Annotated in this window: 11 protein-coding genes; 8 read left to right on the forward strand and 3 right to left on the reverse strand. The window is 75.4% G+C overall.

Annotation, left to right across the window (positions count from 1 at the left end; translation table 11 throughout):
• Nucleotides 1-62: 62 nt before the first annotated feature.
• Together ACFU9E_RS21645 and ACFU9E_RS21650 are read left to right on the forward strand one after the other, a co-directional pair.
• The gene (locus ACFU9E_RS21645) at nt 63-977 is read left to right on the forward strand and encodes a LysR substrate-binding domain-containing protein (RefSeq protein ID WP_380685079.1); all 915 of its coding nucleotides are present in this window, start codon (nt 63-65) and stop codon (nt 975-977) included.
• Nucleotides 978-1,030: 53 nt separating this feature from the next.
• A complete protein-coding gene (locus ACFU9E_RS21650) occupies nt 1,031-1,606 on the forward strand; it encodes a TerD family protein (protein WP_355366530.1) in 576 nt (191 codons plus the stop codon).
• A gap of 102 nt (nt 1,607-1,708) precedes the next feature.
• Here ACFU9E_RS21650 and ACFU9E_RS21655 read toward each other — a convergent pair whose 3' ends face one another.
• Nucleotides 1,709-2,947, reverse strand: a complete 1,239-nt coding sequence (locus tag ACFU9E_RS21655; RefSeq protein ID WP_380685080.1) for a monooxygenase — start codon at nt 2,945-2,947, stop codon at nt 1,709-1,711.
• 218 nt (nt 2,948-3,165) lie between these two features.
• Between ACFU9E_RS21655 and ACFU9E_RS21660 the strand changes: the two genes are divergently transcribed.
• The 5 genes from ACFU9E_RS21660 to ACFU9E_RS21680 all read left to right on the forward strand — a co-directional run bounded on the left by ACFU9E_RS21660 (nt 3,166) and on the right by ACFU9E_RS21680 (nt 8,167).
• Nucleotides 3,166-5,217, forward strand: a complete 2,052-nt coding sequence (locus tag ACFU9E_RS21660; protein WP_380685081.1) for an FAD-dependent oxidoreductase — start codon at nt 3,166-3,168, stop codon at nt 5,215-5,217.
• A gap of 71 nt (nt 5,218-5,288) precedes the next feature.
• Nucleotides 5,289-5,837 carry a PadR family transcriptional regulator gene (locus ACFU9E_RS21665; protein WP_380685083.1) on the forward strand — a complete coding sequence of 183 codons (549 nt, stop codon included), beginning with the start codon at nt 5,289-5,291 and terminating at the stop codon, nt 5,835-5,837.
• A gap of 91 nt (nt 5,838-5,928) precedes the next feature.
• Complete coding sequence (locus ACFU9E_RS21670; protein WP_380685084.1) at nt 5,929-6,711, forward strand: hypothetical protein; 783 nt, start codon at nt 5,929-5,931, stop codon at nt 6,709-6,711.
• A gap of 240 nt (nt 6,712-6,951) precedes the next feature.
• Nucleotides 6,952-7,956: a winged helix-turn-helix domain-containing protein gene (locus ACFU9E_RS21675; protein WP_380685085.1), complete on the forward strand. Its 1,005-nt coding sequence runs from the start codon at nt 6,952-6,954 to the stop codon at nt 7,954-7,956.
• Between the two features lie 64 nt (nt 7,957-8,020).
• Complete coding sequence (locus tag ACFU9E_RS21680; protein ID WP_380685086.1) at nt 8,021-8,167, forward strand: hypothetical protein; 147 nt, start codon at nt 8,021-8,023, stop codon at nt 8,165-8,167.
• A gap of 132 nt (nt 8,168-8,299) precedes the next feature.
• On the opposite strand, the gene ACFU9E_RS21685 is transcribed toward ACFU9E_RS21680, so the two are convergent.
• Entirely contained in the window at nt 8,300-9,103 is an 804-nt protein-coding gene (locus ACFU9E_RS21685; protein ID WP_380685087.1) for an NAD(P)H-dependent oxidoreductase, read from the reverse strand.
• A 99-nt stretch (nt 9,104-9,202) separates the two neighbouring features.
• Here ACFU9E_RS21685 and ACFU9E_RS21690 point away from each other — a divergent pair, with 99 nt between their 5' ends.
• Nucleotides 9,203-10,069: a helix-turn-helix transcriptional regulator gene (locus ACFU9E_RS21690; protein ID WP_380685088.1), complete on the forward strand. Its 867-nt coding sequence runs from the start codon at nt 9,203-9,205 to the stop codon at nt 10,067-10,069.
• A 58-nt stretch (nt 10,070-10,127) separates the two neighbouring features.
• Here ACFU9E_RS21690 and ACFU9E_RS21695 read toward each other — a convergent pair.
• Nucleotides 10,128-10,938, reverse strand: an 811-nt coding sequence (locus ACFU9E_RS21695) for an LPXTG cell wall anchor domain-containing protein (RefSeq protein ID WP_380715250.1), incomplete at its 5' end; no start/stop codon positions are given.

The raw sequence follows: 10,938 nt of genomic DNA on the forward strand, positions 1-10,938 counted from the left end.
CTGCGCGGACCTGGGGTGATGCGTCCAAGGCTTGTTCTTTGCGTCAGCCATAAACTGTGTGCATGGCTACCCTCCGGCAGTTCGAGTACCTGGTGACCGTCGTCGACACCGGCTCCTTCACCCGTGCCGCCGAGCTTCTGCACGTCACCCAGCCGGCGCTGTCGCACCAGGTGCGGGCGCTGGAGAAGGCGGTGGGCGGGCGGCTGCTGGAGCGGTTGCCGCGGGCCGTGCGGCTGACGCCGATGGGGCGGGCGGTGCTGCCGCATGCGCGGGCGGCGCTGGCGGACGCCGAGCGGCTGCGGGCGGCGGCCCGGCAGGCGGCCGGACTGGCGGGCGGGGAGCTGGAGTTGGCGACGGTGTACTCGGTGAGCCTGGGCATCCTGCCGCCGGTGCTGCGGGCCTGGCGGGCCGCGCACCCGGAGGTGCGGATCCGGCTGCGGGAGTTCGCGCACACCGAGGAGCTGCGGGCGGCGATGGCGGCCGGGCAGGCGGACGTGGCGGTGGGGACGCCGCCGGCGGACTGGGAGGGGCCGATCCGCGAGCTGGGGGTGGAGGAGTTCGTGCTGGTCCTTCCGGAGGGCGACGAGGCGGGCGGCGGCCGCGTCCCGCTGGCCGGGCTGGCCGGGCGCGACTGGGTGCACTACGCCCCCGGCAACGGTCTGGCGGACCTGCTGGACGCGGCCTGCGCGGAGGCCGGCTTCCGCCCCCGCGCGGCGGTGCGCACCGAGCAGACGGCGGCGGCGCCGCTGCTCGCGGCAGCCGGGCTGGGGCCCGCGCTGGTGCCGGCGAACATCGTGCCGGCCGGTTTCGACGGGCTGGTCCGCCGGCCCGAACCGCCGGTGCGGCGGCCGCTGGTGGCGTACACCCGGACCAGGCCGGACGCGTTGACGGCGGCGTTCGTCGAACTGCTGGCGCGGCGGGCGTGCCTGCTGCCGGAACACGTGTCCCGGCAGTTGTCGGGTGACGGATGCTCGTGATCTCTACAGTGCTGTAGATTCGTTGGCAGGGAGAGCGACCGAGGAGGGCAATCGTGGGAGTTTCGCTGGCCAAGGGCGGCAACGTCTCGCTGACCAAGGAGGCGCCGGGGCTGACGGCGGTCATCGTCGGGCTCGGATGGGACGTGCGCACCACCACCGGCGCCGACTACGACCTGGACGCCAGCGCGCTGCTCTGCAACGCGCACGGCAAGGTGGTCTCGGACCAGCACTTCGTCTTCTTCAACAACCTGCGCAGCCCCGAGGGTTCGGTCGAGCACAGCGGCGACAACCTGACCGGTGGCGGCGACGGCGACGACGAGCAGATCAAGGTCGACCTGGACGCCGTCCCGGCGCAGGTGGCCAAGGTGGTCTTCCCGGTGTCGATCTACGACGCGGACGCCCGGTTCCAGAACTTCGGCCAGGTGCGCAACGCGTTCATCCGGATCGTCAACCAGGCCAACGGGCAGGAGATCGCCCGCTACGACCTCACCGAGGACGCCTCCACCGAGACCGCGATGGTCTTCGGCGAGCTCTACCGCAACGGCGCCGAGTGGAAGTTCCGCGCGATCGGCCAGGGGTACGCCTCCGGCCTGCGCGGCATCGCCACCGACTACGGCGTGAACGTCTGACCCGACGGAGGGACGACGGGCCACCGGGCTGTCGACTGAGCGGGTCAACGCCCGGTGGCCGAACGGTGGTTCGCGGCGTTGTGGCCTGCCGTGCGTCGTGGCCTACCGTCCCAGCGCCAGGCCGCCGAACCCGCCGGTGGCGCCCAGCTGTCGGCGCCACCAGGCGACCATGCCCGGCTCGTCGATCGCCGACCAGTCCGGCGCCTCGCTGACCTGCGCCCGCCCGAGCCGGCGGCTGAGCTCCACCAACGCCCGCCCGGCCGCGCCGCGTTCGCGGTCGTAGCCGGGCAGCAGCTCGGCCCAGTCGTCGGCCGCCCGCCAGGCGTCCTCGAAGGCGCAGGCGTCCTGGAGCGCCTTGGCCGCGCCGCTGGTGGTGTGCGGGCGCACCAGCGTCGCGGCGTCGCCGGCGAGCAGCAGCCGGCCGGCGGTGCGCCGCGGGGTCTCCAGGTCGTGGATCGGCTGGAGCAGGATCCGCGCGACCGGGGTCAGGTTGACGACGCCCGCCCAGTACGGCGGAAGGACGCGCTCGGCGAGTCCGGCCAGTTCGTCGTGGCGGGCGGTGTCGAGCGCACCGACCGGGAAGCCGAGCGGGTCGGAGTCCTCGGCGGCGCGCCGCAGCCAGGCGGGCGCGGGGGCGTAGAAGACCCAGTTCACCAGGGTGGAGCCGGGGTCCAGCCCCGGGATGCGGTAGAGGACGACCTGGCCGCCGGGGTAGCAGACGGTGATCACCTCCTGCTCCGGCCAGCGGGCCGCGCCGCCCGGGAGGGTGTCGAGCAGCCGGGCGTCGAAGCTGCCGCGCCAGGCGACGTACCCGGCGTACTCCGAGCGGGCCTCGGGGCAGACGGCGGTGCGCACCACCGAGCGGTGGCCGTCGGCGCCGACCACCAGGTCGTGCTCCTCGCGCCCGCCGGCCGCCGTCTCCACCCAGGCGGGGCCGGCGCCGTCGGAACCGCCGACCGCCGTGACGGCCGCGCCGGGGCGGAACTCGACGCTCTCCGGGGTGCGTTCGCGCAGGCCCTGCCAGAGCACTCCCCAGTGGTAGGAGTGCATGGCCATCGGCTGCACCCACAGCGCCCGCCCGCGCGGCGAGCCCTCGGCGTCCCTGGCCACCCAGTGCCGGGCGGTGACGGGGTGGTGGCGGATGCCGTCGTCGATGTGGCCGGCCCGGACGAGTTCCTCGTAGCGGTCCAGCAGGATGCACAGGCCCACCCCGCGGTCCTCCAGGTGTCCCGGGCTGCGCTCCAGGACGGTGACCCGCTCGGCGCCGCCGCGGGCCGCCGCCCGCGCGAGCGCGCATCCCGCGATGCTGCCGCCGACCACCGCCACCGATCCACCCCGCACGGCCGTCCCCCCTCCTCGCCGGAGTCCCGCCGACCCCGTCCGTCGCCCCTCCGACGATACGGCGTGAACTGATGATCCGTCAGTGGAAGCCCCGGGGCGGGGCCCGTCGGTGTTCCCGGGGTCACTTATGCAACTGGTTGCATAGGCGGATCCGCGTCCCCTACCGTGTGGTAACCACCCCGGGGCCGCCGCCCCCGTCCGCCCCAGGAGACGCCCCGATGACGACGACCGCCAGCACCCCGCCGCCCTACCCCCACCTGCTGCGGCCGCTCGACCTCGGCTTCACCACCCTCCCCAACCGGGTGATCATGGGCTCCATGCACGTCGGCCTGGAGGAGACGCCCGGCGGCTTCCACCGGATGGCCGCCTTCTACGCCGAACGCGCCCGCGGCGGCGTCGGCCTTATCGTCACCGGCGGCATCGCCCCCAACGAGGCCGGCCGCCCCTGGGACGGCGGCGCCAAGCTCACCACCGAGGAGGAGGCCGACGAGCACCGCATCGTCACCGACGCCGTGCACGCCGCCGGCGGCCGGATCGCCCTGCAGATCCTGCACTTCGGCCGCTACGCCTACCACCCCGGCCTGGTCGCCCCCAGCGCCCTCCAGGCGCCGATCAGTCCGTTCCCGCCGCGCGCCCTCACCGCGGACGAGGTCGAGCGGACCGTGGACGACTTCGCCCGCTGCGCCGAGCTCGCCCGGCGCGCCGGCTACGACGGCGTCGAGATCATGGGCTCCGAGGGCTATCTGATCAACGAGTTCACCGCCGCCGCCACCAACCACCGCGAGGACGAGTGGGGCGGCCCGTACGAGAACCGGATGCGCTTCCCGGTCGAGATCGTCCGCCGGGTCCGCGAGCGGGTCGGCCCCGACTTCATCCTGATCTACCGGCTCTCCATGCTCGACCTCGTCCCCGGCGGCTCCACCCTCGACGAGGTGATCCGCCTCGCCAAGGCCGTCGAGCAGGCCGGCGCCACCGTCATCAACACCGGCGTCGGCTGGCACGAGGCCCGCATCCCCACCATCGCCACCTCGGTGCCGCGCGGCGCCTACGCCTGGGTGACCAAGCGGGTGATGGGCTCGGTCTCCGTCCCGCTGGTCGCCACCAACCGCATCAACACCCCCGAGCTGGCCGAGCGACTGCTCGCCGACGGCTACGCCGACCTGGTCTCGCTCGCCCGCCCGCTGCTCGCCGACCCCGACTTCGTCGCCAAGGCCGCCGAGGGCCGCCCGGAGGCCGTCAACACCTGCATCGGCTGCAACCAGGCCTGCCTCGACCACACCTTCAGCGGCCGGATCACCTCCTGCCTGGTCAACCCGCGCGCCTGCCACGAGACCGAACTCGTGCTCGCCCCCACCCGGCTCGCCCGGCGGATCGGCGTCGTCGGCGCCGGACCGGCCGGACTCGCCTGCGCCGCCACCGCCGCCGAGCGCGGCCACCGGGTCACCCTGTTCGACGCGGCCGACACCATCGGCGGCCAGCTCGACATCGCCCGCCGCATCCCCGGCAAGGAGGAGTTCGCCGAGACCCTGCGCTACTACCGCCACCGGCTCGACGCCCTCGGCGTGGACCTGCGGCTCGGCGCACGGGTGGAGGCGGGCCCGCTCGCCGCCGAGGGCTTCGACGAGGTGGTGCTCGCCACCGGCGTCACCCCGCGCACCCCCGACCCCGCCGACCTGCCCGGAGTCGACCACCCCAGCGTGCTCGGCTACCTCGACGTGCTCCGCGACGGCGCCGCCGTCGGCGAGCGGGTGGCGATCCTCGGCGCGGGCGGCATCGGCTTCGACGTCGCCGAGTACCTCACCGACGCGGGCGACGCGCCGAGCCTCGATGCGGCCGTGCACCGCCGCCACTGGGGCATCGACGCGGACTACCGCGAGCGCGGCGGCCTCGCCCGCCCCGAGCGCCCCGCGTCGCCGCGCCGCGTCCACCTGCTGCAGCGCAGGACCGGCAAGGTCGGCGCCGGGCTCGGCAAGACCACCGGCTGGATCCACCGCACCGAGCTGAAGCACCGCGGCGTCACCATGGTCGCCGGCGCGGACTACCGGCGGATCGACGACGCCGGCCTGCACCTCACCCTGGACGGCGAGCCGCAGCTGCTGCCCGTCGACACCGTGGTGCTCTGCACCGGCCAGGAGCCGCGCCGCGACCTGGACGCCGCACTGCGCGCCCTGGGCGTCACCCCGCACCTGATCGGCGGCGCCGACGAGGCGGCGGAACTCGACGCCAAGCGCGCCATCAAGCAGGGCACCGAACTCGCCGCCGCGCTCTGAGCCCGCCCCCGCGTGCGGCAGCGGCTCCCGGGACCGGCACCCCCAAGATCGGCACCCCTAGGATCGGTGCCATGTCGCTGCCGCACGCCATCCTCACCGCCCTGCTGGAGAAGCCGTCCTCCGGTCTGGAGCTGACCCGGCGGTTCGACAAGTCGATCGGCTTCTTCTGGTCCGCCACCCACCAGCAGATCTACCGCGAACTCGGCCGGCTGGAGTCCTCCGGCCTGATCCGGGCCCTCCCGCAGGCCGGGCCGGTGCGCGGGCAGAAGAAGGAGTACGAGGTGCTGCCCGCCGGCCGCGCCGAACTGGAGCGGTGGACGGCCGCCGCCGACGACCCCCGGCCGGTCCGCGACCCGCTGCTGCTGCGGCTGCGCGCCGCCGCCGTGGTCGGCACGGCCGGTCTGGACACCGAGCTGCGCCGTCATCTCGCCCTGCACCGGGAGCGGTTGGCCCACTACGAGGAGATCGAGCGGCGCGACTTCCCGGCGGGGGAGCGGCGCGACGGCGATCCGCTCCAGCACGCCGTGCTGCGCGCCGGGATCGGCCTGGAGACCTTCTGGGTGCAGTGGCTCGCGGAGACCGTCGCCACCCTTCCGCCGGCCCCCGAGGACAAGGTCTGACCTGCGGCGATGCCGGCCGGACGGGCGGGGCCCGGTGGCCGGTGGGACACTGGACGCCTGTCCCTGTCCGACCTCATCGATCGGGGGCCGCATGTCTCTCCCGAGGCCTCTCCTCGCCCTCACCGCCGCGGCCGTCACCACCGTGCTGACCCTCGGCACCGCCCAGCTCGCCGCCGGATCGGTACCGGCCGCGCCCGTGACGACCGTCCGCGCCGCCACCGGGCCGCCCACCGACGACCAGCTCAGGTCCGCCCTGCTGACCGCCACCGAGCTGGGCCCCGACTTCACCGAGGTCCCCGCCGACCCCGGATCCACTCCCGACCCCGGTTCCTCGCCCGCGCCGGAGGCCGAGCCCGAACCCGGCGCCGGCGCCTCCCCGGTGACCGGCTGCGACGCGCTGCGCGCCCTGCTGAACAGCACCGGCGCCCACAGCCCGTCCCGGACCCCCCACCAGGAGGTCGAGTTCGACGGCCCCGACGGCAACCCGATGGTCACCGAGTCGCTCACCGCCGGGGAACCCGAGCGCCTGAACGCCGACTTCGCCGCCGCGACCGCCGCGTTCGCGGACTGCCGGAGCCTCACCTTCACCGACAGCACCGGCGAGGCCGTGACCTTCACCGTCACCCCGCTCACCCTCGGCGACCGCAAGGAGGCCCCGGCCGTCCGCCTCGACGGCACCTTCGCCGGCGTCCGGCTCAACGGCTTCCTCGGCATCGAACGCCTCGGCGGCGTCGCCCTCGCCTTCGGCTTCTTCCAGCGCGACTCCGGTGACGCCCGACTCGCCTCGCTCTACTACCGCGCCGCCGTCGCCAAGGCCGAACGCACCCTGGGCGTCCAGGCCGGCTCCACCGCCGCCCCGGGCGCGCACGTCTGACGGCATCCGGCCGTCCCGCAAACCGCCACCCTTCGTCCCAAGACCGTTCGAGCCGCATCGAATTCGGACGGGGCAATGTCCGGGCGGCGCCACGAACCGGTCAGAGCCGCGCAACGCGCCCTGCGCGCCCGACCGTCGCGGCTACGGTGGGCCCACGGCCGCCCGGGGCCGCAGGGATCGGTGGGGGACGTGGCCGGGACGTCGCCGAACCCCGCCGGGAGGCCGACGGAAGGGACCGGATTGCTGCGTATCCACTTCACCCACGACGACCTGACCAGGGTCCGGATCGCTCGGGCACCCGATCCGCTCGCCGAGACGGTCCTGAGCCTGTCGCTGGTCCAGACCCGCGACGTGGGAGGAGTGGCGCTGGAGGGGTGGCGCAGCCGGACCCGCGAACGCCTGCGCCCCCACCTGGGGCCGCTGTTCGAGCTGGCGACGCCCGCCGGGGCGGCGGAGGCGCCGGAGGCGTTCCTGCACGTCGCCACCGACAGCCTGCCGGACAGCCTGGACCACACCTGGTCGCTGTCGCGCCGGCGGTGGGCGGCGGACCTGACGGTCCTGGAGTACCTGCGGCCGAGGACGCCCCGCTGGGTGCGGGAGCTGCACGGCGGTTCCCGGGAGTGGCGCGCCGTGGTGGACCGCAGGCTGCGCGACTACCACGCCTTCGCGGTCGCCCCGTACTGGTCGCAGCTGCTGGCCGCCGCCCACACCGAGCGCACGCTGCGGGCGCTGGCCGCGGTGGACGCCGGGCTGGACGGCCTGCTCGGCTCGCTGCACCCCGAAATCCGTTGGACGTCACCGGTGTTGACGGTGCCCTGCCCGCTGGACGCCGACATCCGGCTGCGGGGGAGCGGCATCCTGCTCGTGCCCACCTTCTTCTGGCCGGAGCCGCTGGCCATGACCGACAACCGCGGCCCGGAGCACCCGATGGTGCTGCACTACCCGCTGGCCCGTGACCTCGCCACCTACCGGACCGTCTGGGCCGCCGCCGCGGAGGAGCCGGCCGGCGCACTGGTCGCCCTGCTCGGCGCGACCCGCGCCCGCATCCTGCGAGCGGCGGCCGACCCGGCCGGCACCGCCGAACTCGCCCGCCGCACCGGCACCTCCGCCGCCACCGCCAGCCACCACGCCGGCGTCCTGCGCGCCGCCGGCCTGCTCACCACCGAACGCACCGGCCCCGGCGTCCGCCACGCCCTCACCCCCCTCGGCCAAGCCCTCCTCGACGACCGCCCACCCCACCCCTGACCCCCTGACCCCCGGCCCCCGATCCGGCCCTCGTCCTTCCCCGGGCTCCCTGGCCGCCGCCTTCGTGCTCGCCGAACTCGCCCACCGCCTGAGCCCCGTGCTCGCCTACGCCCTGGGCGCCCTCGCCGTACTGGTGGCCGTGCTCGGCGTGCGGCAGCTGCGCCGCCCCAAGGAGCGGCGAGGCCGCTTCGCCGGATCCTCGCCGCCGTGACCGCGGGCCTGGGCGTCTGGCTGCTGCTCTGCGTCTTCTCCGCCTCGCTGCGCGAAGCCCTCGGCCTGGCCTCCTTCTGAACCCGCTTCCGAACGCCCCGGAGGCGCCGTTCACGACGCCGAGGCGATCCGGTCAGCGCGTGTGCAGCGCCAGGCCGCTCGCGCCCGGCCGCCCGACGCCCTCCCGCAGCCGCATGTCCCGCCCGTAGTCGCCGCCGTCCAGCCGCCGGAACGGCACCGGCCGCTCCGTGAACAGCCCGTCCAGCCGCCGCCCGTACACCTCCGCGACGGCCGCGAACCCCTCCTCCGCCAGGCCCACCGTCCCGTACGCGGCGAACGGCTCCAGCGCCGCCATACCGGTGAACCAGAGCACGCCGTGCTGCAGCGGGAACAGCACCTCCGCCAGCGGCCCGTGCGCGCCCCGTTCGTCGAACGCCGACTCGCGCGCGCCGACGCTCACCGCCAGCAGCGCGCGCTTGCCGCCGAGCGCGCCCTCGCTGTACGGCGGCGGGACGTCCGGGCCGTGCGCGAAGCCGAAGGTGAGGACCCGGTCGATCCACCCCTTGAGGATCGCCGGCACCGAGAACCACCACAGCGGGAACTGGAACACCACCGCGTCCGCCCAGCGCAGCTTCTCCTGCTCGGCCGCGAGTTCCGCCGCGAGCCGCCCGGCGCGGGTGGCCTCGCCCTGGGCGGGGAGCACCTCCAGACGTGCGTCCGCCGGATGCTCGGGGAAGTCGTCGACGCCGAGCGCGGCCTGCCACTTCATCGCGTACAGGTCGGAGACCCGCACCTCGTGCCCGGCGGCGCGCAGCCGCTCGACGGCGAAGCCGGCCAGCGCGGCGGTGAGCGAGCGGGGCTCGGGGTGGGCGGTGACGATCAGGACGCGCCTGGGGCGCTCGGCGGCAGGCTGCTGCCGCGGTGCGTGGCTGTTCATGCCGCCCACCCTCGCCCGCCCGGCCCGCCGCAGCCAGGCCCCTGTGCGTCCGGCGGACTCCCGGTCCTGGTACTGCCGGGGCCACCCATACTGGAGCCCATGGACACCGCCGCCACCGCCGACGACACCGCCTCCCGTTCCGTCGACCCCCGCCGCGCCCTGGGCGAGTTCCTGCGCGCCCGCCGCGGCCGGGTCGCCCCGGAGCGGGTCGGCCTGGCGGGCGGCGGTCGCCGGCGGGTGCGTGGACTGCGCCGCGAGGAACTGGCGCAGCTGGCGGGCATCAGCGTCGACTACTACGTCCGCCTGGAGCAGGGCCGCTCCACCCAGCCCTCGGGCGAGGTGCTGGAGGCGCTGGCCCGCACCCTGGGCCTGGACCAGGCGGAGCGCCGCCACCTGGACACCCTGGCCTGTGGCCGCCGCCCCCCGGTGCCCGCGCCCCGGGTGAGCGCGGTGCTGCGGCGGATGCTGGACGCGCTGGGCACGGGCCTGCCCGCGTTCGTCACCGACCACCGCCTCGACGCGGTGGCCTGGAACCCGCTGGGCGCCGAGCTCCTCGGCGGCGTCGGGGACGAGGCCCGCCGCGACCGCAACCAGGCCCGCTTCCTCTTCCGGGACGAGGCTTCCCGCGCGGTCCACCCCGACTGGGCGGACCGCGCCGCCGAGGCGGTCGGCCAGCTCCGGGTGGCGGCGGGCACCTGGCCGGACGATGCCGAGTTGACCGCGCTGATCACCGAACTCTCCTCCGCGAGCGCGGAGTTCCGCCGGATCTGGGACTCCGGGGAGGTGGTGATGTGCGCGGCGGGCCGCAAACGCCTGCACCACCCGCTCACCGGCACCCTCACCCTGGACTTCGAGGCCCTGCACGTCCCGGCCGCTCCTGGCGAGACGGGCCTCGTCCTGCACGTCTTCTCCCCGGGGGAGGACACCGCAGCGGCCGCCGCCCTCGCCCGCCTCGCCGGGGCCTGACAACGGGCGGGGGTCGTGGCTGGATGCCACGACCCCCCCGCCCGTCGGATCGGTCCGGTCAGCCGAGGCGGCGCCGGCGGCTGACGGCGACGGCGAGGCCGCCGAGGATCAGCAGTGCGCCGCTGATCGCCGTCGTGGTGAGCGCGGTGGAACCGGTGCTCGCGAGCGCTCCGCCCGACGTCTGCGCGGCCACCGGGGCCACCGGGGCCACCGGGGCGGGCGAGGCCGAGGGGCCCGGGGCCGCCGGAGCCGTGGTCGACGCGCTGGGGGCGGGGGTGCCGGGCGTCTGGCCGGCATCGGTCGGCGTGGCCGTGGGGGTCGGCGTGGGGGTCGGCGTCGAGGTGGCCGTCGAGGTCGGCGTGGGCGACGGGGTGCTCGCCACCGTCGCGGTGTGGCCGGTGGCGCAGGCCTTCTCGGTGTCGCAGGTGCCGCGCTTGGTGTCCGGCGTGGTGACGGCGCTGTCCAACTGCTTGTCGCCGTTGCCGTTGACGGTCACGGAGTACGTGACGGTCGCGCTGCCGCCCTGCGGCAGGTCGCCGGTCCAGGTCAGCTTGCCGTCCTTGACCTCGGCGGTGCCGGAGGTGGCCTTGACGTCGTCGTTGTAGGCGGCGTCGTCGAGCACCTTCGACAGGTCGTCGGTCACGGTCGCGCCCTTGACCTCGCCCGTGCCCTTCTGAGCGACGGTCACGGTGTAGGTGACCTTGTCGCCCGTCTTCACCGTCGAACCCGACGCGGGGTCGGCCGTCTTGGAGAAGACGTACGAGCCCTCCTCGTAGGTGTACTTCGCGGCGGCGGTGGTGCCGCCCGGGGTGGTGACGGTGACGTCGACGGCCCCGGCCGTGCTCCCGGCGGGAGCGGTGGCGGTGATC

The organism is Kitasatospora sp. NPDC057595, assembly GCF_042800875.1.
Lineage (GTDB): Bacteria > Actinomycetota > Actinomycetes > Streptomycetales > Streptomycetaceae > Kitasatospora.

Bases quoted from the DNA above. Each gene is read 5' to 3' on its own strand.
- ACFU9E_RS21645 (WP_380685079.1), top strand. From the start codon at position 63: ATGGCTACCCTCCGGCAGTTCGAGTACCTGGTGACCGTCGTCGACACC.
- ACFU9E_RS21660 (WP_380685081.1), top strand. From the start codon at position 3,166: ATGACGACGACCGCCAGCACCCCGCCGCCCTACCCCCACCTGCTGCGG.
- ACFU9E_RS21665 (WP_380685083.1), top strand. From the start codon at position 5,289: ATGTCGCTGCCGCACGCCATCCTCACCGCCCTGCTGGAGAAGCCGTCC.
- ACFU9E_RS21670 (WP_380685084.1), top strand. From the start codon at position 5,929: ATGTCTCTCCCGAGGCCTCTCCTCGCCCTCACCGCCGCGGCCGTCACC.
- ACFU9E_RS21685 (WP_380685087.1), bottom strand. From the start codon at position 9,103: ATGAACAGCCACGCACCGCGGCAGCAGCCTGCCGCCGAGCGCCCCAGG.
- ACFU9E_RS21690 (WP_380685088.1), top strand. From the start codon at position 9,203: ATGGACACCGCCGCCACCGCCGACGACACCGCCTCCCGTTCCGTCGAC.